Below are 25,337 nucleotides of genomic sequence, written 5' to 3'. Positions count from 1 at the left end.
TTACACGTGCAAGTCCGCTTTTAAACTTTTTTATTTTTTTTAATATGCCTTGGCAAACAAGACACGACCTGTGGAAGGAGCCCCTGAAAACACACATTTCCCCTCCTCTTTTACTTGGTCTAAAGGAATGCAGCGAATGGTTGCTTTGGTCAATTCTTTGATCTTTTCTTCGGTTTCTGGCGTACCATCCCAATGGGCTGCCAAAAATCCTCCTTTTGTTTCCAAAATCGTTTTGAATTCATCAAAATTATCCACCTGAGTAATATGACTGTCGCGGTACGAAAATGCTTTTTGATACAAGCTCTGTTGAATCGTTTCCATCAAATCAACAAGGTAGGCTTCTACGCCCTCGCGGCGAACCACTTCTTTGGTTAACGTATCTCTTCGGGCTAGTTCCACCGTTCCTTGTTCTAAATCTTTGGGACCAATCGCCATACGAACGGGTACGCCTTTGAGTTCCCATTCGGCAAATTTAAATCCTGGCTTTTGTGTCGTACGATCGTCAAACTTAACCGAGAGGCGTAACTTGCGTAAAGCCGCTGTGATTTCATGAGCCACCGTACTAATAGCCGCCAATTCTTCTTCACTCTTATAAATGGGTACAATAACGACTTGAATTGGCGCTAAATTGGGTGGTAACACCAACCCATTATCATCGGAATGCGTCATAACCAAAGCCCCCATCAAGCGTGTTGAAACCCCCCAAGAGGTGCCCCACACATAGTCTTGTTTCCCTTCTTTGTTGGCAAACTTCACGTCAAAAGCTTGTGCAAAATTTTGCCCTAAAAAGTGGGATGTCCCCGCCTGCAAGGCTTTTCCATCTTGCATCAAAGCTTCGATGCAATAGGTTTCTTCCGCTCCGGCAAAACGTTCATTGGGTGTTTTCACCCCTTTGATTACGGGAATAGCCATGAAATTTTCAACAAAATCAGCATATACTTGCATCATTTGTTCCGTTTCAGCAATGGCTTCTTCACGGGTAGCATGCGCGGTATGCCCTTCCTGCCACAAAAACTCAGCGGTACGAAGAAACAAACGGGTACGCATTTCCCAGCGCACTACATTTGCCCATTGATTGATAAGCAAGGGCAAATCACGGTAGGATTGAATCCAATTCTTATACGTTGACCAAATAATCGCTTCACTGGTAGGTCGAACGACTAATTCTTCCTCCAATTTGGCTTGTGGATCAACGATAAGTTTCCCTTTTTGGGTTTCATCAGCTTTTAAACGGTAATGCGTCACTACAGCGCATTCTTTCGCAAATCCTTCCGCATTTTTCTCTTCTGCTTCAAACATACTTTTGGGCACAAACAAAGGAAAATAGGCATTGCTGTGACCGGTTTCTTTGAACATCCGATCCAACTCGGCTTGCATTTTTTCCCAAATGGCATATCCATAAGGTTTGATCACCATACAGCCACGCACCCCAGAGTTTTCAGCCAAATCGGCTTTTACTACTAGCTCGTTATACCATTTGGAATAATCCTCTTCTCGCTTTGTTAAGTTCTTACTCATAATGAACAGTTTGGCACAAAAATTGTTTAATCAAATTTTAACTAATTAGTTTGGCAAAACTAACTATTTTTGTAATGACCAACAATAAAAATGCTATAGATATGAAAACAAATTTCCTTTCCCAAATCCGTAATTTCCGTTGGCTCCCCGTAGTCACTTTGGGAATTTTGGTCACTTCTTGCGGCTCCTATCAAAACTCTTCCTATTACGATAATGATGGCGTATATGGCAGCACTGGAACCACTCGAGCTAGTGCTCCAAGACAGGACAATAGCAACAGCGAATATTACCGTAATTATTTCAGCTCCTTAAATGAGGAGAGTCAAGAATTGATTACGGATGTTGAAAATTATACCACACCACAAGACAGTACTCAAAACACAGCGGCACGCACGGCTTCTTCCAACTACAATGGATGGGGGAATAATGCTACCAATGTCACCGTCAACTATTATGATTCTTGGAATGACGGCTGGGGTTGGAATGGCGGCTGGGGCGGCTGGGGTCTTGGTTGGAATGCTGGCTGGGGCGGCTGGGGCTGGAACAACTGGGGTTGGAACGGCGGCTGGGGTCTCGGTTGGAATGCCGGCTGGGGCTGGGGCGGCTGGGGCGGCTGGGGTTGGAACAACTGGTATGGTCCTGGTTGGGGCTGGGGTTGGAACTCTTGGTACGGACCCGGTTGGGGCTGGGGCTGGGGTGGCGGTTGGAACAACAACTTCGCCTACAACGGAGGACGTCGTAACACCATTTACCGAAATCCAACCGCACTTAATGGACGCAACAGCGGAATCGGACGTGCAAATAATGGTTTCACTCGAAGCAATAATTTTACCCGAGGCAATACTGTTCGCAACGGACGTGCAGATTACACCAATGGGGTGCGTCCCGTAAACATTACCCGCGGCAATAGCGGCGTGCGTCAAAACTATTCTACCAATAACACACGTCCCAATAGTGCGCCAAACACAGGAACCGTGCGTAATAACACTACTCCGAGTAGTAGCCCTTCACGCAGTGAGTCCAACACCCGAAGCTATACTCCATCGCGTTCAAGTTATGGCGGTGGCGGAAGCTACGGCGGCGGTGGCGGTTTTGGCGGTGGTGGCCGTTCAGGAGGCGGTGGCGGTGGTCGTCGTTAATTTGTTCCCTTTACTCACTAAGACTTGTTTACTATGAAAAAGATATTTGCCTTATGCTTCACAGGGTTGGTGATGACCTCTGGCTGGAGTCAAGACATTCAGGATGCCTTACGGTATTCGGTGCAAGACCTTAATGGAACGGCTCGATTTCGCGCTATGGGAGGTGCCTTTGGTGCCGTAGGCGGTGATTTAAGTGCCATTTCAGTCAATCCAGCAGGTTCCGTAATTTTCAGCAACAATCAAGCTGGCGCCACGCTTACCAATTTTAACACGACCAATCGTACCAATTATTTTGGGACCCAACAACGGGAGAACAACAATCACTTTGACATCAATCAAGCGGGCGGTGTGTTGGTTTTTGTTGACCCTTTAAAAAAATCTGATTGGAATAAATTTGCGGTAGCCTTGAATTACGAGAACACGCAAAACCTGAACAATTCAGTGTTTCTAAGCGGCGTCAATCCCAACAACTCCATTGACCAATACTTCCTTAGTTTTGCCAACGGTAGAAATCCTTCTGAAGCCGTTCCTTTTGGAGTGCTCAACGATTTCTTTTACGATGAATTGTTTTTTAACGAACAACAAGCCTATTTAGGATACAACTCCTATATCATAGACCCGGTAAGCAATAATCCAAACAATACTTCCTACTTTACGAATATTGCCCCCGGTGGAAATTATGCGCAAAGCTTTTTATTGAACTCCTCAGGGTATTCCAGTAAATTATCGGTAAATGGTTCAGCACAATACCAAGATTGGTTGATGCTTGGAATCAATTTGAACTTTCATTTTGTCGATTACCGCCAAAGCACTTCATTCTTTGAAGCCAATTCAAATCCCCGCTATCCCACCGGCTCTACAGTAGATCGGGTGCGTTTCAACAATGATTTATATACCTATGGCAACGGGTTCTCTGTTCAATTAGGGGCTATTTTTAAAGTACATAAAAATGCGCGTTTGGGACTTGCTTATCAATCGCCGACATGGTTTCGCTTGAACGATGAGTTACGTCAATACATTGCAACATCGGGATTTGGTTTGAATGCAGATGCCAATAATACGCAGTATAATTCGGTGGTCGTGGATCCGAATGTGACCATGATATTCGAACCTTATCGTTTGCGTACAGCCGATCGAGTTACCGCATCGGGGGTCTTTTTGTTTGGCAAACGCGGTTTAATCAGTGCTGATATCTCGCAGCAGTTTTACCAAGGCAACACCTTTACCCCGCAACGCGATTTTAGCGCCGAAAATGCCACTATCGACAATCAATTACAGGCGGCTACAGAAATTCGCTTAGGAACAGAATACAAATACAAACAATGGAGTCTTCGCGGAGGATATCGTTGGTCTGAAAGTCCCTATAAAAACCACTATACCATGGGTAATTTGACAACCTATTCGGGAGGATTGGGGTACAATTTTGGGGATACGCGTCTAGATGTATCCTACAGTCACGGTTGGCGCAATTTCAACCAACAAATGTTCAACCGCGGATTAACCGATACAGCGCGCAGTCGTGCCGTATTTGACAACATCTCGGTGACCCTTCTTTTTGAATTATAATTTCACTATACCTTATAAAAGCCGTCGGTTATCGATGGCTTTTTTTATGCGGTTTCCTTTTTGAGACTGAAATAAATAGCCTAATTTTGCAGTCCATTTTTCAAAAACTATGAGAACCAAATCGGTCAAAAAAAACAAGATCAACGTCATCACTTTAGGGTGTTCCAAAAATACGTACGACAGTGAAGTCTTAATGGGACAATTGCGCGCCAACGGAAAAGAAGTTGTGCATGAACAAGAAGGCAATATTGTGGTCATCAACACCTGCGGATTTATTGATAATGCCAAAGAAGAATCGGTAAATACCATTTTGGAATATGCCGATAAAAAAGAACGTGGCGTGGTAGATAAAGTATTTGTCACCGGCTGTCTTTCTGAAAGATACCGCCCCGATTTGGAAAAAGAGATTCCAAATATCGACCAGTACTTTGGAACCACAGAGTTACCACTTTTGCTAAAGGCTTTAGGTGCCGATTATAAGCATGAACTTTTGGGAGAACGACTCACTACAACACCTAAAAATTATGCTTATTTAAAAATCGCCGAAGGATGTGACCGTCCTTGTAGTTTTTGCGCTATTCCCTTGATGCGCGGAAAACACGTGTCCCAACCGATTGAAAAATTGGTAAAAGAGGCCGAGGGATTGGCCAAAAATGGCGTAAAAGAATTGATTTTAATTGCTCAAGATCTCACCTATTACGGTTTGGATTTATACAAGAAAAGAAACTTAGCCGAACTTTTGGAAGCCTTAGTAAAGGTGGAGGGGATTGAGTGGATTCGTTTGCATTATGCCTTCCCTTCAGGATTTCCTATGGATGTATTGGAGGTCATGCGACGGGAACCGAAGATTTGCAATTATATCGATATTCCTTTACAGCACATATCCGATGCCATTTTAAAATCGATGAAACGCGGAACTACCCAGGAAAAAACGACCCGACTGTTAAATGAATTTCGGAAAGCGGTTCCAGGCATCGCTATTCGTACCACTTTAATCGTGGGTTATCCCGGCGAAACGGAGGAGGATTTCCAAATTTTGAAAGACTGGGTTCGAGAAATGCGCTTCGAACGCTTGGGTTGTTTTACCTACTCCCACGAAGAAAATACGGGCGCTTATGCGCTTGAGGATGATGTTCCTGAAGCTACAAAATTAGCGCGTCAACAAGAAATCATGGATATTCAATCGCAAGTATCTTTTGAATTAAATCAGGAAAAAATTGGTCAAACCTTTCGTTGTGTCATCGATCGAAAAGAGGGGAATTATTTCGTTGGGCGTACAGAATTTGATAGTCCCGATGTTGATAATGAAGTTTTGATTGACGCTTCTCAACACTATTTAAAAACAGGAGAATTTGCTATGATTCGAATTTTTGATGCGAGTGAATTTGACCTTTACGGAGAACCGATATAATTTGTATCTTTACGAAAATGAAGTTTTTATGAAAAAAATCGCTTTACTATTTTGCTGTACACTAACGCTCACGGGTTGGGCACAAATGGGCATGATGAATAACGGTATGGGAGGCATGGGGCGCTCGGGTATGGGTATGCAACCGCCGATGGCTCGTGAGAAGACTCCTGAGCAACTTGAAAAAGAACGCGTTGAATCGGTACAAAAAACGGTAGATAAACTGAAAACCGATTTAAAACTGGACGAATTACAAGTGATTATTGTGCAAAAAGAATTTGATGCCAGCTCCAAAAAAATCAATGCCATTATGAAAAAAGAAAACATGGCACAAGATGAAAAGTTGAGCGAAATTAGTGCCATTAATGAAACGGCAGAACGCAATGTAATGAACTTCCTGAATGACGAACAAAAGAAAAAGTTTAAGGAAATCATTTTGGACCGTCAAAAAAGGATGGAAGCGATGAAGACCCGTTCTTAAAATAAAAAACTCCTGAGTCACCTCAGGAGTTTTTCGTTATTCTTAATCACCTTTATATCGAAAACTTATGATTTTGCAACCACAGTTCCCTTAAAAGTCAACACTTTGGGCGTTTCTTCAGCATTGGTGGTTACCGTGATAGTTTTGGCAAACGCTCCAGCTGCTGCGGCATTGTAAGTCGCTTTTACATATCCTGTTTTTCCAGGCGCTACAGCTTCTTTAGTATAATCGGCTGCTGTACATCCACAAGAAGGTTTAACATTGGTAATCAACACCGACTTCGTTCCTGTGTTTTTAAACGAAAACTCGATGGTCTTTGGAGTTCCTTGTGGAATTTCACCCACATCTACAGTTTCTGATTTCCACACTACAGGCGAAGCATCTTTGGCTGAAACGATAGTAGGTTGATCAATTACGGTTGTTGTCGTGAATGACATCAATCCGAAGGCTAAAGCCGCTAAAGTAATTTTTACTGTTTTCATACGAAATGAATTATTGGTTTTATAATTAAAGTAAGTTTTCTAATTTCTTGATACAAATGTAAATCCAATTTCGATTGTGGTTTGTTAACCGCTCTCGAATCTTTGTTAATGACTTGTTAACAGTCGGTATCCACTTATTTTTTAAGTAATTTTGAGACTCAATTTATCACTTTTGAAAACCAAAAAACTCAATATTGTCATTGTTCTTGGGATGATTGCTACCTTAGGCATTCTCATTGCTCAATTGCTTTGGACACGGGAAGCCTTTAGCTTGGAGGAAAAAAAATTCACCCAAAAAACACATATTGCCCTCTTGGAAGTAGTTAAAAAACTCTATGAAGGGAAAGACAGTGAATTACCCCCCAACAATCCGGTGGAGAAAGTGGCCAACGACTACTATATTGTCAATGTTGAAAACGATTTTCAGCCCGATATTTTAGAATATTATCTGAAGACGGAGTTTGCCAAAATGAACATCACGACCGACTTTGAATATGCCATGTACAATTGCAATAGTGATGAAATGGTGTATGGCAACTATGTAGCGATGAGCGATAAAAAACCCAGTAAGCATAATGTCTATTTTCCGAAGCACAAAAATCTCGTCTATTATTTTGCCGTGCGGTTTCCCAACGAAACATCGTATTTATTAAGCTCGCTTCGGTTTTGGTTTGTGTTGTCGTTTGCGCTGATGATTGTGCTCTTGGTATATGTGTACTCCATTTACACCATTATCCAACAAAAAAAATACTCCGAATTGCAACGGGACTTTATCAACAACATGACCCATGAATTCAAAACACCCCTCTCCTCTATCCTACTTGCTTCGAGTTACCTCAACAAGCAAGAGGTTATACGCGAGCAAAAAAAATTACTCGATTACACTGAAATCATTATCAATCAAAGTAAAAAACTAAATCACCATATCGAAAAGGTGTTGAATATTGCCAAAAGCGATGAATCTCCGCTAGCCCTACAACCCGAAAAATTAGCCTTACTCCCTTTATTGCAAGAGGCCGCTGAAACCATTAAATTAAAAAACGAACAAGTTACTGTAACGATTGAAGCCGAACGCGAGTATACCCTTGAAGCCGATCGGTTTCATTTTTCAAACATTATCTACAATTTATTGGACAACTCGGTCAAGTACTGTAACCTTACCCCACGTATTCAAATTCGAGTTGACGAGGAACGCCATGGGTTACGGTTGCAATTTACAGACAATGGAATTGGAGTAGCGCCCAAAAATTTAAATTTGATCTTTGATAAATTTTATCGCGTTGCCGACCAAAAAAGCAATGAGGTAAATGGATTTGGTTTGGGATTGTTTTATGTGAAAAAGATTTGCACCCAACACCAATGGAAGATCAGCGCCCAAAATAATAAAGAACACGGATTGACGATAACGATTTTAATTCCTAAAAAGCACTATGCATAACTTCAAAATTCTGTATGCCGAAGACGATGAAACCATTGCGTTTCTGACGAAAGATCATCTGGAAAATTTTTATGCCGTAGACCATTTTGCCGATGGAACTGCAGCCTTGGAGGGTTTTCTTTCAAATGAATACGATTTGTGCATTTTAGACATTATGATGCCCAAAATGGATGGTTTTGAATTGGCAGAAGCCATTCGAAAAAAGAACCAGGAAATACCCATTATTTTTCTTTCCGCCAAAACATTAAAGGAAGATCGCATTCGGGGACTTAAAATTGGAGCCGACGATTATTTGGTAAAACCCTTTAGTATTGAGGAGTTAATGCTAAAAATCGATATTTTTTTACGGCGTTCCCATAAAAAAACAACACCCCCTCCTAGCCCGTTTTATACCGTGGGAACCTATCAATTTGATGCGGCCAATTATCGTATATTTAATGATACCGAGACCATTTCGCTCACCCAACGGGAATCGGATTTACTCAAACTTTTTTTAGACCATAAAAATCAAGTCCTTAAACGTGAAGAAATTTTGAAAGCCTTGTGGGGTGAAGACGATTACTTTATGGGTCGAAGTTTGGATGTATTCATTTCCCGCTTGCGCAAAATTTTTGCTGGACAAGAGGGGATAACTATTGAAAACTTACACGGTATTGGATTTAAATTTAGCAGTGAGGCATAAGGGAAATGTTTTTAAAGCCAAATTTAAATCATTAAAATAAAAGACCTTATGAGACAACAAACGTGTTCAATTTTTAGATGTTTCCTATGGATCAACTTCTTTTTTGTATTCCTATGTAATGGACAACAAACAGAGAAAACAATTGCATTGCAAAAAAGCATTGAAGAATTGACGAAAATGATCGAAACCGAATCCAATTACGACAATTATTTTCTTCGCGGAACATACTATTTTACACTTGGGCAGTTGGCTGAAGCCCAAACGGATATGAATTCATGCCTCGAAATAAATCCCCAAGCAGAAGAACCCCTATGCTATTTAGGGATGATTGAAACCAAAAAAAAGCAATTCACAAAAGCGATACACTACTTTAACTCATTTATAGAAGTTAAACCAAATTCCTACTTAGGTCACTTACATCGCGGTTATACCTATTTACAAATGAATAATTGGGAAAAAGCAACTACAGATATTGATTTTTGTTTAAGTCTCAAACCGAATGATATCGATGCATTAACCTATAAAGGTATCCTTTGGTCCCAACAAAACAAATGCAAAGAGGCTATCGTACTTTTTGATAAAGTGTTGGCGCAAGAGAAAAATAATGAAACGGCATTGGAAAATCGGGCATTTTGCAAAGCGAGTTTAGGACAAAATGCATTGTCTGATTTTAATCAATTGTGTATTATAGCTCCAAATAATGGCCAATACTTTTTCAATCGTGCGGTTTATATCATTAACACCAAATCCAAAGGTAATTTTTGTGCTGACTTAAAAAAAGCCTTAAGTCTTGGTGTTACTGAAGCTAAAGAAATAATACAAAACACCTGTAAATAGCCTTATTGCAATATCATCGCTTATTCAATAGGAAGCTTCACAAGCTTTAGCAATAACTATTTCAATAGACTCAAAAAAAACCTGCACTACTGGCAGGTTTTTTACTTATAATGGGATATTTCCGTGTTTTCGTTGCGGAAGGGGAACTGCTTTATGTTCCAGCATCGCAAAAGCCTTGATTAATTTTCTTCGCGTATCGCGGGGTACAATCACCTCATCCACAAAACCACGTTGCGCTGCTGTGTAGGGATTTGCAAACAATTCGGCATATTCGGCTTCTTTTTCCAGCAACTTAGCGGCGGGATCAGCGGCTTCATTGATTTCTTTCTTAAAAATAATTTCCGACGCTCCTTTGGCCCCCATCACGGCAATCTCAGCCCCAGGCCATGCAAAATTCATATCGGCACCAATGTGTTTCGAGTTCATTACATCATACGCTCCTCCGTAGGCTTTTCGGGTAATGACTGTTACTTTGGGAACCGTCGCCTCACTCAATGCATACAATAATTTAGCTCCATGAACAATAATTCCATTCCATTCTTGGTCCGTTCCGGGTAAGAATCCGGGGACATCTACCAACACCAACAACGGGATGTTGAAGCAATCACAAAAACGGGTAAAACGGGCAGCTTTGATCGAACTCTTTACATCCAAACAACCCGCCAAATACATGGGATTATTGGCCACGATACCGATACTTCGTCCTGCCAAACGGGCAAATCCGACAACAATATTTTCGGCATAATCTTTATGTATTTCAAAAAAGGAATCTTCATCGACAACGCCATCGATTACCTCATGCATATCATAAGGCTTGTTGGCATTTTCGGGAACTAAGGTGTCCAATTTTTCGCGCAACTCCTCGCCCAATACATAGGGCAACTGCGGTGTTTTTTCTTTATTATTCTGGGGCATGTAACTCAAAAGACGTTTTACATCTTCCAAACATTCGATCCCATTCGGTGAGGTTAAATGGGCCACGCCTGATTTGGTCGAATGGGTACTCGCACCCCCTAATTCTTCGGAGGTTACTTCTTCATTGGTCACTGTTTTTACCACATTAGGCCCCGTAACAAACATGTAGCTGTTGTTTTCGACCATGATGGTAAAATCGGTAATCGCGGGGGAATACACGGCACCGCCTGCACAAGGTCCCATGATCGCAGAAATTTGAGGAATCACCCCACTCGCCTGAACATTGCGGTGAAAAATATCGGCATACCCTCCCAATGAGCGAACACCTTCTTGAATACGAGCGCCACCCGAATCGTTCAAACCTATCATCGGCGCGCCATTACGCAGGGCCAAATCCATCACCTTACAAATTTTTTCCGCATGGGTCTCAGAAAGTGATCCGCCGAAAACGGTAAAATCTTGAGCAAATACATAGACCAAACGACCGTTGATGGTTCCGTAACCGGTTACCACTCCATCACCATAATAGATTTCTTTGTCCATACCAAACTCGGTTGTTCGGTGCGTGACTAGCATTCCGATTTCTTCAAACGAACCCTCATCCAACAAATAAAGAACACGTTCTCGAGCCGTTAAACGCTTTTTCTCATGTTGCTTCGCAATACGATTGGCGCCTCCTCCCAATTGGGCTAAGGCGATTTTCTCCATCAAAACTTTATTTTTATCTTCCATGATTTCTAACTAGGCGTTGGGTACGCGCAAGATTTTTTTATCGTTACTATATTGTTGTAATGCGAGGTAAGCTGCAATTTCTGCCTCGGTATCCATTTGAACTTTTAACTTTTCAGCATCGTAATATTTTTTCACAAAACCTGTATCAAATTCCCCCGAACGAAACGCTTCATGTTGCATCACGAATTTCCCAAAGGGCAAAGTTGTCGCTACTCCTTTTACAATATACTGGTCAATCGCTTCAATCATTTTTTCAATTGCTTCCTCTCGCGTTTTCCCATACGTCACCAACTTCGACAACATTGGGTCATAATAAATCGGCACATCCATTCCTTCGGCAATACCATTATCTACACGAATTCCTTCGCCTTCGGGCAAGCGGTATACCTCAAGATTCCCCACATTGGGTAGGAAATCATTCATCGGATCTTCGGCATAGACACGTAATTCCATCGCATGGCCTTGAATTTGCAAGTCTTCCTGCTTCATCGGTAAGGCTTCTCCACGGGCAACGCGAATTTGCCATTCAACCAAATCCAATCCCGAAATCATCTCGGTTACAGGATGCTCCACTTGCAAACGGGTATTCATTTCCAAGAAATAAAAATTCAGGTTTTCATCAAGTAAAAACTCTACGGTTCCCGCTCCCAGGTAGTCACAGGCCTGGGCTACTTTTACAGCTGCCTCCCCCATTTCTTTGCGTTTTTCGGGTGTAAGTACCGCCGAAGGAGCCTCCTCAACTACTTTTTGATGGCGGCGTTGCACCGAACATTCCCGTTCAAACACATACACCACATTGCCATGGCTATCGGCCATTACTTGGATTTCGATATGACGCGGTTTGGACACATATTTTTCAATAAACACCGAACCATCGCCAAAAGCCGAAGTCGCCTCACTAATGGCACGTTCCATTTGGGACTCAAAATCTTCCTCGCGTTCAACGATACGCATTCCTTTCCCTCCACCACCGGCAGAGGCTTTGATTAAAATGGGAAAGCCCACTTCTTTAGCTGTTTTTTTCGCTTCTTCTACATCAACAATGGCATGGTCTACGCCGGGTACCATCGGAATGTCATAGTGCATTACAGCTTCTTTGGCGGCCAATTTGCTTCCCATCATTTCGATAGCTTTCGGTTGGGGTCCGATGAAAATAATCCCGTTTTTCTCACATAATGCCGAAAACGATGCATTTTCACTTAAAAAACCATAGCCCGGATGGATGGCATCTACGCCCAATGCCTGCGCTACTTCTATAATTTTATCGCCTTTCAAATAGGATTGGGCTGAGGGTGCGGGTCCTATACACATGGCTTCATCTGCAAATTTTACATGAAGGGCATTGCGGTCGGCTTCAGAAAACACCGCTACCGTTTTGAGGCCGATTTTCTTCGCGGTTTTCATCACACGGATGGCTATCTCGCCGCGATTAGCCACTAATAATTTGGTTATTTTTTTCATGACTCAAATTCAATTAAAAGTTGGCCTTTATCTACCGCTTGTCCTTTCACCACCGCAATGGACTTGATTTTGCCCTCCCGTGGGGATAGAAAACTATTTTCCATTTTCATGGCTTCTAAAATCAACAGCGGGTCGTTTTCTTGAACCGCATCGCCAACCTGAACATTAATTTCCAAAATTAACCCTGGCATCGGGGCTTTGATGGCATTGACCACTTTATGGCGTCCCCGCTCGATTCCCATGCGACTGATCAATTGATCTAATTCATCGGCTATGGATACTTCATAGGTATTGTTATTGACCTTTATGGTATATTTTTTGGCGACAAAATCGGCCGCTATGATTTCGGCCGTATAGGACCGATTGTTTTTTAAAACATGAAACGAATGGTGTCCCGTAGCCACGGCATCGAGTTGTTGCAACGAACTTTCGTCGAGCTCAAATGTGGCCCCTGTATGCACAGAAAGGGTATAGGATTTTTGCATAGTGCTGTTATTTTAGGATTGTAAATTTAGGGAATCGAAATCGATTGCGCTATGACAAAAATCAATTAATTTGGTAATTACGTATAGGTCAAAAAAAAGACGAACCGAAGTTCGTCTTACTACCCTAATATGTTTTTTTTAAGCTTTGTTTTCTAAGGTCAAATCAACCGTAAGCTTGGCTGTTTCTGACAAAGTTTTCTTGGCCAAAGCGGGTACTGTTAAATCGTAATCCTTGAGCTTGACCGTGAAGGTACCGTCCAAATGAATTTTTCCGCCTTCGACTTTCAATGTCATTTTGGTTTTCACTTTCTGTGTCACTCCGTGAATTGTCAAATCACCTTCTACATCATAGGTCCCGTTTTGAGGTTGAAAACCAACGATTTTCCCTTTAAAGGTAGCTTTGGGCAACTTATCGCTGTCCATGTAATTCTCGTTGAAATGTTCTTCCATCAACGGAATTTTAAAGCGGAAAGACTTAATCATCACTTGGATGGCAAAATCACCACTATTTTTATCCAAGAGGGCCGAAACGGCATTGTTGGTGGCGGCCACTTGATCGGTAGCTCCCGGAACAGTGGCATCAAACTTAACAACCCCCGTTCGGGTGATCATTTTTTGGGCGTGTAGCATTCCACTGAGCAGGAGTAGCAAACACAGTAAATTCTTTTTCATAGCCTTTTGTATTAATCCAATGGGTAGTTGTTGGCCGCCCAGTTTTCGATAATGGCGATCCGTGTGGTATTCATTTTTCCGGTAGGAGGCATAATTTCACCACAGGCTGTTCCTTTAATTCGGCACAATAAATTACCATTTTGTGTATTGTCTTTTACGTCTTCATAGGTCAACAACGAAAACTCATCCACTCCATTGTGGCAACCTGTACAATTATTGGTCATAATAGGTTTGACATTTTTGTTGTAGGAGGGATTCGTAACGATACCCGAAGCCTCTTCAAATGTAGACGATTCACAAGCATATTGTAACCCTATAAGTCCCAAAAACAATATTCCGATTAAGGACAATTTAAAATAATTCGTTTTCATAGCAATTGCAATTAAAATACACGGTATAAGTTGAATCCGAAGAAGATTCCACGATTAAAATCCCCTGTCGCTGTGGTAAAATAGCTCACATCATTCATCGCTTGACTGTTGGACAATACCAACTGAAAGACGTGGCCTCCCGTTTCGATATCGACACCCACGGTAAGTGGATTTTGATAAGGGTCATTGGAAACGGTATTGAAACGTTGCGCGTATTCCCAGTTAAAGCTACAGCGTTTAGAGAACTTGTAACGTCCTCCTAAAGCCATTAAAAACTGACTCTTTTCTTCCAGTAACGGGTCGTACAAGTTTTTGTGAATGTACATTGGAGTAAGTTGTAGCGAAAAATTCTCTGAAAACTTACGTGAAATCAACAGCTGATTGGAAAAAGCAAACCGATCGGTTCCTGATAATTCTGGATACTCTTCCTTTTCCAATTGGGAATTAATATCCATGGTATGGTACCCAACAATGGTCACGGGAAAACCATCTACCTCTTGGGCCATTAGACGGTACTTACCCGAAAATTCATACGTTTTTGCAAGCGTATGACGCGAAAAACCTAAAGTAAGCCACTCTGTTGCACCGTATAAGCCTCCTAATTTTGTGAGGGCATTATCCAATCCAAAAAAGTTTTCAAAACCGTTGGTCAAATCTCCAAAACGGTGGGCTACTAAAAAATACCATTCGCCTTTTGCCGCCATTTTGGTCGACTGCATGGTACAAATTTGTTGTCCTTTAAATGCTGCGCTAACCGTTTCTTTCTTATTTTGGTCTTGATTGAGTTCGTTTAATAAATCGTCTTGTGCATGCAAGGATGTAGAGTAACAACCCATTGCGATCCAAGCCAAGGCTACTATTTTTTTCATGGTTAAGGAATTAAAGTACATTGATCCATTTTTATTTCATCGAGAAAATCATCATATCCGATGACACGTCCTTTTACGGTGACTTTAGCCCCCACTTTGGTTGTCAAAGGCGTTTGACTAATACACACAACCTTTTCATCCAGTATTAGTTGGTTCCCTTCAGTCGCAGTGACGGTTCCCGAAACTTCAGTGGCTTTTTCCAAATATGTAGCATTTGCTTTTTCGGTGTTAGCAACAAAAGCTTGATGTAAGTCTAGGGCTTTCAGTGTAAATGCAGCGGCTTCCTTTTGAACATCACGTCGTTCGGAGTGATAGACATATCGATACCCAAAATATCCCGCAACAGCTACAAGCAGTAAACCTATAAGCCCTATTTTAAAGGATTTTTTCATTTACTCGACAATTATTTTCTTCCAAGCTTTTTGTCCTTCGCCTTGGATTTCTAGAAGATAGGAACCTACGGCTAGACCCTCTACTTGAACTTCTTTAGCATTTTCAGTAGTGGAAAATGAAAGCGTGCGAATTAACTGTCCTGAAAGCGCGTACACACTCACCGTTTCAATACCCCAAGTTGCACTAACGGTTACCGCTCCGCGGGAGGGATTGGGATAAACACTTACGGCCACTGGAGCGATTTCTTGCGTACTTAAATTAGTAAATGGAGTGTCGATAGCATACCCGCGATTGGCTCCACCATGGTTATTTATTGTGTAATTAGCGGTACTACTTCTTGCCCAAGCAATATCTAGGGTCGTATCGTCAAAATTAAAAGTATAATCACTGCTATCGCCCGTACTTAAGGCACGCGTACAAACGATGGTACGTAACCCCGTAGAGGGTGTGTTGTTGGAATTGGATACCAGTGTCCAGTGATTGGTCGTGTCGGTAATGGGCGAAAAACCTTCGCCATTGAAACGCGCGTCAACTACATTTGCAGTATTGTTCCAGTACACCAAATCTTGCCCAACGGCCATTCCTTGGGTGCCTGTAAACGAACCAAATTGCAAGCCAAACCAACGGTCATTGGGGCCAATCATCGTTAGAGTAACTGTTGATGTGTTGCTATCCAATAAAAAATTGGCACGCACATTGGTCGAAAGATTCACTACACCCGTAGCTTTTTGTTGCCCAAAGGCATGGAAAGCTCCCAAGCAAAACAGTAAAAGAGTAATTTTTTTCATAGTTTTATTTTTGTTTAAAGATACGTAAAAATGTTCGAACAAAACAAATGTTCTCCTTATTCTATTTACGTAAAACATTCAGAAAGGTTTTTCCCCTACTATAAAAATTAAAAAAATACTATAATACCCACAACATTTCCCGTAAGGGCAAAACACCTTTTGAAGTCCAAAACAAAGCAAAATCTTCAAATTCCATTTCAAACGATTTTTGCAATGCTCCCCAGGTTTGTTGCGGATGGCTTGGCGTTAATTGTTTTATTTGATTCATCAACCACCGTCCTTCTGGCTCAGAGAGTACCGTTTCTATCACTCCATGAAGAGCATGCACTCGTATGTGGAGCATGGGCCAGGTTTTCCCTTTTTTTTGTTTTTGAAAAGAAGTACACTCCGGTTGAAGTCCGCCCCAAATTATTTTAGCCGTGGATTTAGGTAAGAGAATTCGCTCGTCATCAAGCGCCGATACAATAAAATTGGGGGAAACTTTGGGGTGTGGAATTTTAAAATCAAACCAATTTTGCAACGGATCGTCCAAACAGAGTCCGTGCATATAGTTGAACAACGATTTCCGTAATCCATAGCTGAAACGGTCGTGATTGATACCTGTTTGATCGGTAAATTCGATATCGTTATGGGCAAAAGAGATCGCTTGCTTTTGTGGAATAATTCCATAAGCCTCGGGATCTAATCCAATGGGACTATGTGCTGTTAATGCAAATTGATGCCAAAAACCCGATTGTACAATCCCTAAGGAAAACAATTGACGCACCATTTCCAAACTATCAATAGTTTCCTGTACGGTTTGCGTAGGATACCCATACATCAAATAGGCATGAACCATGATACCACTTTCGGTAAAATTTCGGGTTACCTGTGCCACTTGCGCTACCGTGACCCCTTTTTGAATGAGCGCCAACAACCGATCGGAGGCGACCTCGAGTCCCCCAGAAACCGCAATACATCCTGACGCTTTGAGCAACAAACAGAGGTCGCGGGTAAAACTCTTTTCAAACCGTATATTCGTCCACCACGTCACTACCAAATTGCGCCGTAAAATCTCAAGCGCCAATTCGCGCATCAACGCAGGAGGCGCTGCTTCGTCGACAAAATGAAAACCCGATTCGCCGGTTTGCGCGATCAACGTTTCCATGCGATCAACCAACATTCGGGCGTGAATGGGTTCGTAAACTTTGATATAATCGAGTGAAATATCGCAAAAGGTGCATTTGCCCCAATAACAACCGTGCGCCATCGTCAGTTTGTTCCATCGGCCATCACTCCACAAACTGTGCATCGGATTGGCGATTTCAATCACCGAAAGATACTCCGTCAACAAAAGATCGGAATAGTCAGGAGTACCCACTTCGGTTTGCTTATAATCGCCTAGTGTGGCATCGTTTTTATACACCACTTCACCCGCTTCCCGGAGGTAGGTTCGTTTCCACACCTGTTGTACCGCTGGCAACTGAAGGTTGGCATATAAAAGTTCGATAGGGCGCTCTCCATCGTCGAGGGTGATGTAATCAAAAAAATCGAAAACTCGCGGATCGGTCAGTTGGCGTAACTCCGTATTGGGAAAGCCCCCACCCATAGCGATTTTTGTATTGGGATAATGGGATTTTATCCATTGGGCACAGCGAAAAGCACTGTATAAATTGCCTGGAAATGGCACCGAAAAACAAACCAAAGCAGGTTGCTCGCGTTGCATGGTCGCCGCTAAGCGTTGTACCGTAAATTCATCGACAAAGGTAGGCGCTTGTTGCAGCGCCTCATAGAGGAGATCAAAACTGTTGGCACTGCGGCCCAAGCGTTCGGCATAGCGCGAAAATCCAAAATTTGCATCGACACACTCCACAATGAAATCCGATACATCTTCGAGATATAGGGTAGCCAAATGTTTGGCCTTATCCTGCAATCCCATGGCACCGAATGCCCATTCTAAATCATCCAACTGCGAAAACCGAGAGGCTTCAGGCAAAAAATTTCCTGAGCAAATCTGTCGGGCCAAGTTGGGCTGTTTGCCTTGCAAAAAACCGACTACAGCAGCAATAGTTTGAATATACACTGAGCGCATCTGGTAAATCCGTTGCGCATTTTCGGACATTGATTCTTGGACCTTTGACGCTTCAAAAATGGCTTCTAACCCCTTGGGGGAAAACAAATCCAATACCACTTCGAGTCCCAAATCCATTTGATACGACGAAATCGAGCGGGTTGTTAAAAACCCTTTCAAGTACGCTGTTGCCGGATAGGGCGTATTGAGTTGCGTGAATGGAGGTGTGATAAGAAGCAGTGCTGCCAAGGATTCGGATTTTTTACAAAAATAGAATTTAACGCACAATTAGGAATTTGAAAAGGAAGCTATTTTTAAAATTCTTTACATTTGACAAAAATTAGCCCATGCCCACCGATTGTATCGACTACCGTGAATTGCCCCAGTTTTCCGAACTCATTCGGGATTATTTGGACCAAAAGGCATCGGTACAACCGTTATACCATCGCTATCCAAGCCTTTCGCATTTTGAAGCACAATGCCAAGAAAAAGCAGCCCATTACAGCACCGCGCTACGTAATGGTTTGGTTATCGAATGGCGTCGGCAATACGAAGGCTTTACGCTTTCGGAAGCTACCGAAGCGCATTTGAATGCCCTACATGAACCGACGACATTTACCATCACAACAGGACACCAATTGAACTTGTTTACGGGTCCCGTGTTTTTTTGGTATAAAATCATTTCCGTCATTAATCTCTGCAAAAGCTTACAAAAAACTTATCCTCACTACCGTTTTGTGCCTGTCTATTGGATGGCTACAGAAGATCATGATTTTGAGGAAATTCAATCGTTTCGATGGGGCGATGAAAAAATTACTTGGGAGACTTCGCAACAAGGGGCTGTGGGTCGTTTTGTACTTGATGCGTCTTTTGAAGGCGTTCGAAATAGAATTAATACCGTCTTTCCCGATAGTGAACGCGGACACTATTTGAAAGCCCTTTTTCACGCCTCGTATGCTGAAGGTCGCACGTTGGCTAAGGCTACGCGCTATCTGGTGCATCAACTTTTTGATAAGGAAGGTTTGCTCATTTTTGATGGCGACCAAACCTGGGGAAAAACAGCTTTTTTACCCTATGCGTTGCGGGAAATTCATGAACAAATCACGTATAAAACCAATCAGGAAACACTCGAGCGAATGTCCTCCTACAAAGCGCAAGTGAATCCGAGGGAACTCAATTTGTTCTACCTGGAATCGGGTATTCGAGAGCGACTCATCCGAGAAGGAGATTGGATTATTCGCCACGACAGTGGCATTCGGTATGCGCTTGAAGATTTTGAACGCCTTTGCGAAACACAACCCGATTGTTTAAGTCCGAATGTACTGCTACGTCCGCTTTATCAAGAAATTGTATTGCCCAATTTAGCGTATATCGGCGGGGGTGGTGAAATTGCCTATTGGCTGCAATTAAAAACGCAATTTCAGCAATTTGAGGTTCCCTTTCCCATGTTGATTTTACGCAATGCTGTACTTCATGCCACGGCGAAACAAGCCAAAAAGGCGGCCAAACTGGGAGTGAGCTTCGCCGATTTGTTTCTCAGCACTTCAGCTCTTCGTACCCGTGTAGTACAAACGATTCAAACCGTTCATTACGACTTTACAGCGCAAAAGAAATTATTGCAGGAACAGTTTGCGGCCTTGGAAAAACTTGCCGTACAAACCGACCCTTCCTTCATGGGGGCGGTAAAAGCACAAACCCAAAAGCAGCTTAAAGGATTGGAACATCTCGAAAAAAGACTGCTACGCGCCGAAAAAAAGAAACATGAAGTTCACCTCAATGCCGTTGAGGCTTTGCAATTGGAATTGTTCCCTTCTCGTGGATTGCAAGAACGCAGCGTCAATTTTAGTTCCTTTTATCTCGCCTACGGTCCCGAGTGGATTACTCGATTGTATGCAGAACTCGATCCACTCCATCCCTACTTTAGTGTGATGGTTTGGGAATAATTTATAAACACTACAACGTTATCGTAGGTAAAGTCCAACTTTTAGATTTTGTAAATCAGCATTTTACTTTAGTTTTGTTAAAATTTTTAACAAAATCTAGATGAAACTAAAACTACTTTTTTCAACGTTGCTTGTGACTGCGTTGAGTGCTTCAGCACAAACCATTTCCATTGTGGGAACGGGCGTCAACGGCTGGCCTCCTACCAATGGCCCTGAAATTACGTTGGCTAGCACCGACAATATCATTTATACCGTCAATGATTTGGTGGTAACCACAGGAGAGGTTAAGTTTCGTCAAGATTTTAGCTGGGCCAATAACTGGGGCGGTACGACTTTTCCGAATGGAAATGGGGCGCCTGGAGGTACTAATATTCCAACTTTGGCGGGAACGTATGATGTTACCTTCAACCGATTAACGGGGGCATACTCTTTTGTAGGCAATACCACAGCTCAAACAGTAGAGTTGTGGGGACCGGCTGTCGATGCGCAATTGGGCTTTGGAGGTCCGGGGGTTGCTATGGCTACCAGTGATGAAGTGAACTATACATTATCCAACTTTGTTTTTACTTCGGGGAATGCCTATTTCCGTTTGAATGGCAACAACAATCTAACCTTCGGGAGCACTGCATTTCCATCGGGAGTGGCTGTTGCATCGGGGCCAACTATTCCCGTAACGGGAAGAGAGTGGTATGTGACTTTTAACCGCACGACTGGGCAATACAACTTTGAATTTCCTTTAATTGGAATTTTGGGTTCGGCCTTAAACGGATGGAATACGGATGTGGATATGAATACGACCGATGGATTTAATTATTCGTTACAAGTTGCCTTAACTACTGGCGCTGTAAAATTCCGTAAAAACAATACTTGGGATATTAATTGGGGGGGCAATGATTTCCCAACTGGAACCGCGACCAACAATGGAAACGATATCAATATTACAACAGCCAGTACCTATTTGGTTCAGTTTGAACCGTTGACGGGAGCGTATAGTTTTACGGACCTATTGAGTCAACCGACTTTTTCAACGCCTCGTTTTGTTTTAACTTCCAATCCCACCGCAACAGCTTGGCAGGTTGAGGGCACTACCGTAGTGGATGTTGTCGAAATTTTAGATTTAAGCGGTAAACAAGTGGGGCAATACCGTCCGAATGCAACTTCTTTTTCGGTGGAAGCCGCTCATTTAGTTCCAGGGATGTATTTACTAAAAATGGTAAGCGCACAAGGAACACAAACATTGAAAGCGATCAAAAATTAAATAGTGAGTTACGTTAGTAAAAATCTCCAATGGGCAACTGTTGGGGATTTTTTATTTTATGGTCAAATGATTTCCGATTTCTGAATCAAAACACTACTTTTGCACCCGAAAATTAATACTTACACAATGGCAGGTACAAGAACATTTACCATGATTAAGCCGGATGCGGTTGAAAAAGGCCACATCGGTGGGATTTTAAATATGATTACTGAAGGTGGATTCAGAATCGTAGCGATGAAGTTAACGCAATTGACGGTAGCCGATGCGCAGCAATTCTATGCCATTCACAAAGAGCGTCCGTTCTTTGGGGAATTGGTAGAATTCATGACACGCGGTCCGATTGTGGCTGCAATTTTAGAAAAAGACAATGCGGTAGACGATTTCCGTACCTTGATTGGAGCGACCAATCCAGCGGAGGCTGCGGAAGGAACAATCCGTAAAAAATATGCAACTTCTATCGGAGAGAATGCCGTTCACGGTTCGGACTCAGATGAGAATGCAGCGATTGAAGGTGCTTTCCACTTTGCAGGAAGAGAGCAGTTTTAATGCAAAACACCCTACCATACAAAGCCGATGATTGTTCATCGGCTTTTTTTGTTTTGAAATCCTTCGGTTCGTTTTAGCCCTGATAGAAGCGGCATCCTCCCGACCCTTCGGGAGATAAAGCGGATAGCAGGAAGGGGGTTGTTATGTCGGTGAGGTTGATGCTTCTTATTTTAGCGCAGCACCAATTCTTTAATACATTCTTTGCCTAAGGCTTCGTTGAGCATGCTGATAATTTTCTGCTTACCGTGGCTTAACTCTTCGCGCAATACGGCGGAGGAAAGTGTCACGTAGAGCGTACTGCCTTTGAGAACGACCTCGCGGGTATAGCTATTCACTCCGTTACCCAAAAGGGTGCGCCATACGTGCTCGGTATCGACGCGATCGAGTCCTGCCTCCAGTTTATGCGTTTGTACGAAGGCTTTTAATACTTCGGCAAGTGAATTCTCATTGCTTTGACGTTTCATGATTACTTTCGAGAGAAGGGTTTGAATTTCTTGTAACGGTATTCGATATTTTCGTCGTTTTTAAGCACAAGCACCGAGTCGGAAAGTTTAACTAGGGCTTCTTTCCAGCGTCCATAATCGGTTTGATAATGCAGGTACCAGGTGGCATTGGAGTCCTTTAATGTAATTTTTTCTTGCAACGTATTGGTGCGAAATGTTCCATCAAGTTGTGGCATTACTTTTTGACGAAAACCCGATTTGCCTTTGATTTGAAGGTAATCGACTGTGGTGCTCGCTTTGTAGTCAATCGGTTCTCCTTCGGGATGTTCGGCTTTGGTAATTTCCCAATAGCCATTTAATTTAACCAAATCTTTTTCGGGAATGGGAGAAGAACATGCGAACAAAAGCACGGCCATTCCTCCTAAAAATAAGCTTCTTTTCATAGTCATTCTAAAAACCTAAAGGTATCGATTTTGTGCGATATTCTAGTACCTTTGATTAAACCTTTTTCTCCAAAAAGACTCTAACCTCAAAAATCGTTGATCATGAGAAAAATAGCCTACGCCTCATTGCTTATTGTCAGTTTGTTACTCACCGTTTCCTGTTCGGATTCGGACAATAGCAGTCCAACGCCTCCCGAGGAAACAATGTATTTTCCGCCTAGTGATGGAAGTAATACATGGGAGACGCAATCGGTAGCTGCCTTGGGTTGGAATCAAGCTGCAGTACAACCTTTGGTCGATTATTTGACTTTAAAAAACACCAAATCGTTTATGATTTTGGTCAATGGTCGCATTGTCATGGAGTACTATTTGAACGGGCACAGCGCTACAACGCCTTGGTATTGGGCGAGTGCAGGGAAAACGTTGACGGCAGCCGTCACTGGGATAGCGCAGCAAGAGGGGCTTATCAATATTAACAACAAAGTATCCGATTATTTGGGAACAGGTTGGACGAGCGCTCCTTTGGCCAAGGAGAATTTGATTACATGCAAAAATTTGTTGTCGATGAATTCGGGCTTGGATGACAGCATGGGCGACAGTGTGAATCCGTCAAATTTGTTGTACGTCGCCGATGCAGGAACGCGTTGGGCCTATCACAATGTGTATGTAAAATTACAGGATGTAGTGGCTGCGGCGAGTGGTCAATCGTGGAGTACGTATTTTAACACCAAACTTCGGGACCGTATTGGTATGACTGGTGGTGCTTGGATTGCGAGTGGTGATGATTTGAGTGTGTATTGGAGTACCACGCGAAATATGGCGCGATTTGGACTTTTGGCGTTGAATAAAGGGAAATGGAATGGCGTACAGGTTGTCAATGAAGCATTTTTTAATGAGGCGGTGAATACGTCCCAAAATTTAAATCAAGCCTATGGCTATATGTGGTGGTTGAATGGAAAATCGACATATCGATTGCCGCAAACTCAGTTTCAATTTAACGGTTCGATCATCCCCAATGGGCCTGCGGATATGTATTGTGCTTTGGGGAAAAACGATCAAAAAATCTATGTGGTTCCAAGTAAAAAGATGGTCGTGATACGAATGGGTGAGGCTGCAGATTCGGTGAATATGGCTTTATCGGATTTTGATGATACGTTATGGACAAAAATAAATGCGCTTTTTTAGGCGCATTTTTTTATTTGGTTTTAAAGAGAACGCGGTCAAAAAAACGAATCAAACCGGAAAGCAGGAAAAAGAAAGCGATAAGCTGCATGCCCATGGCGATGTCGGTAAAATGTCCTTCTACGAGTTTGGATAAGAGTCCAATGCCGAAGCTTAAGAGGATGAGAATTAAAAAAGGTACATTACGGTACCAATGAATAACTTTTTTCATGTTACGCGAAAAAACTATCTACAAATTCGTATTTATTAAACACTTGTAAGTCATTGATCCCTTCACCTACTCCGATATACTTAACCGGGATTTGAAACTGATCGGAGATCCCAATAACGACGCCTCCTTTGGCGGTTCCGTCCAATTTGGTGACTGCGAGACAACTCACTTCAGTGGCCGCAGTAAACTGTTTGGCTTGTTCAAAAGCGTTCTGTCCCGTGGAGCCATCCAATACTAAAAGCACATCGTGTGGGGCATCGGGGACTACTTTTTGCATTACTTTTTTAACTTTAGACAATTCGTTCATTAAGCCCACTTTGTTGTGTAAACGGCCCGCGGTATCGATAATAACGACATCTGCTTTTTGCGCGACAGCCGATTGTAAGGTGTCAAATGCTACAGAAGCTGGGTCAGAACCCATTTGTTGTTTTACAATGGGAACCTCCACGCGATCGGCCCAGATTTGCAATTGATCTATCGCTGCGGCGCGAAAGGTATCGGCAGCTCCGAGTACGACTTGGTGCCCCGCTTTTTTGAATTGATGGGCCAATTTTCCGATGGTGGTTGTTTTTCCTACGCCGTTGACCCCTACGACCATGATCACGTAAGGTCGTGAGGAGGTGGGTATAACAAATTCCGTTTCTTCACCCGATTGGGTTTCGGAGAGTAACCCTGCAATTTCTTCGCGTAAAATTTGATTCAATTCATCGGTTCCGAGGTATTTGTCTTGGGCCACGCGTTCTTCAATACGCTCAATAATTTTAAGAGTTGTATTAACCCCAACATCGGAGGAAACAAGAATTTCTTCCAAATTATCCAACACCTCATCATCAACTTTAGACTTCCCGGCAACAGCTTTGGTGAGTTTGGAAAAGAAACTTGTTTTTGTTTTTTCCAAACCTTTATCTAAGGTCTCTTTTTTCTCGGAGGAAAATATGCGTTTAAAAAAGCTCATAAGGAACTACAACTACAGTGAATTTTGTTCGACAAATATAAATAAAAAAGCCACTTTCAAGTGAAAGTA

The 25,337-nt window shown here is 42.5% G+C and carries 26 protein-coding genes; 11 read left to right on the top strand and 15 right to left on the bottom strand.

Going from position 1 to position 25,337, the window contains the following annotated elements; translation table 11 throughout:
* Nucleotides 1–39: 39 nt before the first annotated feature.
* Nucleotides 40–1,518 carry a proline--tRNA ligase gene (gene proS, locus BUC17_RS06660; RefSeq protein ID WP_073362801.1) on the bottom strand — a complete coding sequence of 493 codons (1,479 nt, stop codon included), beginning with the start codon at nt 1,516–1,518 and terminating at the stop codon, nt 40–42.
* 101 nt (nt 1,519–1,619) lie between these two features.
* Here proS and BUC17_RS06655 point away from each other — a divergent pair, with 101 nt between their 5' ends.
* From BUC17_RS06655 to BUC17_RS06640, 4 genes are all read left to right on the top strand, one after another.
* On the top strand, nt 1,620–2,657 hold the full coding sequence (locus BUC17_RS06655; RefSeq protein ID WP_143161740.1) for a hypothetical protein: 1,038 nt from the start codon (nt 1,620–1,622) through the stop codon (nt 2,655–2,657).
* Between the two features lie 33 nt (nt 2,658–2,690).
* A complete protein-coding gene (locus BUC17_RS06650; protein ID WP_073362798.1) occupies nt 2,691–4,223 on the top strand; it encodes an OmpP1/FadL family transporter in 1,533 nt (510 codons plus the stop codon).
* A 109-nt stretch (nt 4,224–4,332) separates the two neighbouring features.
* Complete coding sequence (gene rimO, locus BUC17_RS06645) at nt 4,333–5,634, top strand: 30S ribosomal protein S12 methylthiotransferase RimO (RefSeq protein ID WP_073362796.1); 1,302 nt, start codon at nt 4,333–4,335, stop codon at nt 5,632–5,634.
* A gap of 28 nt (nt 5,635–5,662) precedes the next feature.
* Entirely contained in the window at nt 5,663–6,112 is a 450-nt protein-coding gene (locus BUC17_RS06640; RefSeq protein ID WP_143161739.1) for a hypothetical protein, read from the top strand.
* A 65-nt stretch (nt 6,113–6,177) separates the two neighbouring features.
* Here the strand turns inward: BUC17_RS06640 and BUC17_RS06635 are convergent, their stop codons facing one another.
* The gene (locus tag BUC17_RS06635) at nt 6,178–6,594 is read right to left on the bottom strand and encodes a DUF1573 domain-containing protein (protein WP_073362793.1); all 417 of its coding nucleotides are present in this window, start codon (nt 6,592–6,594) and stop codon (nt 6,178–6,180) included.
* A gap of 172 nt (nt 6,595–6,766) precedes the next feature.
* On the opposite strand from BUC17_RS06635, the gene BUC17_RS06630 reads away from it, so the two are divergent.
* The 3 genes from BUC17_RS06630 to BUC17_RS06620 are packed head-to-tail and all read left to right on the top strand — an operon-like array spanning nt 6,767 to nt 9,551.
* A complete protein-coding gene (locus BUC17_RS06630; protein ID WP_073362791.1) occupies nt 6,767–8,032 on the top strand; it encodes a sensor histidine kinase in 1,266 nt (421 codons plus the stop codon).
* Complete coding sequence (locus BUC17_RS06625) at nt 8,025–8,714, top strand: response regulator transcription factor (protein WP_073362790.1); 690 nt, start codon at nt 8,025–8,027, stop codon at nt 8,712–8,714. The genes BUC17_RS06630 and BUC17_RS06625 overlap by 8 nt, the downstream gene beginning before the upstream one ends.
* Before the next feature lie 48 nt (nt 8,715–8,762).
* Entirely contained in the window at nt 8,763–9,551 is a 789-nt protein-coding gene (locus BUC17_RS06620; RefSeq protein ID WP_073362788.1) for a tetratricopeptide repeat protein, read from the top strand.
* 105 nt (nt 9,552–9,656) lie between these two features.
* On the opposite strand, the gene BUC17_RS06615 is transcribed toward BUC17_RS06620, so the two are convergent.
* From BUC17_RS06615 to BUC17_RS06575, 9 genes are all read right to left on the bottom strand, one after another.
* On the bottom strand, nt 9,657–11,198 hold the full coding sequence (locus tag BUC17_RS06615; RefSeq protein WP_073362787.1) for an acyl-CoA carboxylase subunit beta: 1,542 nt from the start codon (nt 11,196–11,198) through the stop codon (nt 9,657–9,659).
* Between the two features lie 9 nt (nt 11,199–11,207).
* Complete coding sequence (gene accC, locus BUC17_RS06610) at nt 11,208–12,650, bottom strand: acetyl-CoA carboxylase biotin carboxylase subunit (protein WP_073362936.1); 1,443 nt, start codon at nt 12,648–12,650, stop codon at nt 11,208–11,210.
* Nucleotides 12,651–12,655: 5 nt separating this feature from the next.
* Nucleotides 12,656–13,144, bottom strand: coding sequence for an acyl-CoA carboxylase biotin carboxyl carrier protein subunit (locus BUC17_RS06605; RefSeq protein WP_073362785.1), 489 nt, complete (start codon nt 13,142–13,144; stop codon nt 12,656–12,658).
* A 138-nt stretch (nt 13,145–13,282) separates the two neighbouring features.
* The gene (locus BUC17_RS06600) at nt 13,283–13,816 is read right to left on the bottom strand and encodes a YceI family protein (RefSeq protein WP_073362784.1); all 534 of its coding nucleotides are present in this window, start codon (nt 13,814–13,816) and stop codon (nt 13,283–13,285) included.
* Nucleotides 13,817–13,827: 11 nt separating this feature from the next.
* The gene (locus BUC17_RS06595) at nt 13,828–14,187 is read right to left on the bottom strand and encodes a hypothetical protein (RefSeq protein ID WP_073362782.1); all 360 of its coding nucleotides are present in this window, start codon (nt 14,185–14,187) and stop codon (nt 13,828–13,830) included.
* A gap of 11 nt (nt 14,188–14,198) precedes the next feature.
* Entirely contained in the window at nt 14,199–15,056 is an 858-nt protein-coding gene (locus BUC17_RS06590; protein WP_073362934.1) for a DUF5777 family beta-barrel protein, read from the bottom strand.
* A gap of 2 nt (nt 15,057–15,058) precedes the next feature.
* The gene (locus tag BUC17_RS06585) at nt 15,059–15,448 is read right to left on the bottom strand and encodes an OB-fold protein (protein WP_073362781.1); all 390 of its coding nucleotides are present in this window, start codon (nt 15,446–15,448) and stop codon (nt 15,059–15,061) included.
* Nucleotides 15,449–16,237, bottom strand: a complete 789-nt coding sequence (locus BUC17_RS06580) for a T9SS type A sorting domain-containing protein (RefSeq protein WP_073362779.1) — start codon at nt 16,235–16,237, stop codon at nt 15,449–15,451.
* Between the two features lie 118 nt (nt 16,238–16,355).
* Nucleotides 16,356–18,536, bottom strand: coding sequence for a B12-binding domain-containing radical SAM protein (locus tag BUC17_RS06575; protein ID WP_073362778.1), 2,181 nt, complete (start codon nt 18,534–18,536; stop codon nt 16,356–16,358).
* A 98-nt stretch (nt 18,537–18,634) separates the two neighbouring features.
* Between BUC17_RS06575 and bshC the strand changes: the two genes are divergently transcribed.
* From bshC to BUC17_RS06560, 3 genes are all read left to right on the top strand, one after another.
* Nucleotides 18,635–20,230, top strand: coding sequence for a bacillithiol biosynthesis cysteine-adding enzyme BshC (bshC, locus tag BUC17_RS06570; protein ID WP_073362776.1), 1,596 nt, complete (start codon nt 18,635–18,637; stop codon nt 20,228–20,230).
* 100 nt (nt 20,231–20,330) lie between these two features.
* A complete protein-coding gene (locus BUC17_RS06565; protein ID WP_073362775.1) occupies nt 20,331–21,488 on the top strand; it encodes a T9SS type A sorting domain-containing protein in 1,158 nt (385 codons plus the stop codon).
* 126 nt (nt 21,489–21,614) lie between these two features.
* A complete protein-coding gene (locus BUC17_RS06560) occupies nt 21,615–22,034 on the top strand; it encodes a nucleoside-diphosphate kinase (protein ID WP_073362773.1) in 420 nt (139 codons plus the stop codon).
* A gap of 170 nt (nt 22,035–22,204) precedes the next feature.
* Here BUC17_RS06560 and BUC17_RS06555 read toward each other — a convergent pair whose 3' ends face one another.
* Both BUC17_RS06555 and BUC17_RS06550 read right to left on the bottom strand, forming a co-directional pair.
* A complete protein-coding gene (locus BUC17_RS06555; protein ID WP_073362772.1) occupies nt 22,205–22,501 on the bottom strand; it encodes a DciA family protein in 297 nt (98 codons plus the stop codon).
* The gene (locus tag BUC17_RS06550) at nt 22,501–22,920 is read right to left on the bottom strand and encodes a lipocalin family protein (RefSeq protein ID WP_143161738.1); all 420 of its coding nucleotides are present in this window, start codon (nt 22,918–22,920) and stop codon (nt 22,501–22,503) included. Before BUC17_RS06550 ends, BUC17_RS06555 begins: the two co-directional genes overlap by 1 nt.
* 102 nt (nt 22,921–23,022) lie before the next feature.
* Here BUC17_RS06550 and BUC17_RS06545 point away from each other — a divergent pair, with 102 nt between their 5' ends.
* Nucleotides 23,023–24,105, top strand: a complete 1,083-nt coding sequence (locus BUC17_RS06545) for a serine hydrolase domain-containing protein (RefSeq protein WP_073362768.1) — start codon at nt 23,023–23,025, stop codon at nt 24,103–24,105.
* A 10-nt stretch (nt 24,106–24,115) separates the two neighbouring features.
* On the opposite strand, the gene BUC17_RS06540 is transcribed toward BUC17_RS06545, so the two are convergent.
* Both BUC17_RS06540 and ftsY read right to left on the bottom strand, forming a co-directional pair.
* Nucleotides 24,116–24,313: a hypothetical protein gene (locus BUC17_RS06540; RefSeq protein ID WP_073362767.1), complete on the bottom strand. Its 198-nt coding sequence runs from the start codon at nt 24,311–24,313 to the stop codon at nt 24,116–24,118.
* 1 nt (nt 24,314) lies between these two features.
* Nucleotides 24,315–25,268, bottom strand: a complete 954-nt coding sequence (gene ftsY / locus BUC17_RS06535; protein WP_073362765.1) for a signal recognition particle-docking protein FtsY — start codon at nt 25,266–25,268, stop codon at nt 24,315–24,317.
* Nucleotides 25,269–25,337: the final 69 nt, after the last annotated feature.

Source organism: Flavobacterium fontis (genome assembly GCF_900129405.1).
In the GTDB taxonomy this organism is placed as follows: Bacteria; Bacteroidota; Bacteroidia; order Flavobacteriales; family Flavobacteriaceae; genus Flavobacterium; species Flavobacterium fontis.
The sequence above is the reverse complement of the archived record's forward strand: the minus strand, read 5'-3'. Positions and strand labels throughout refer to the sequence as shown.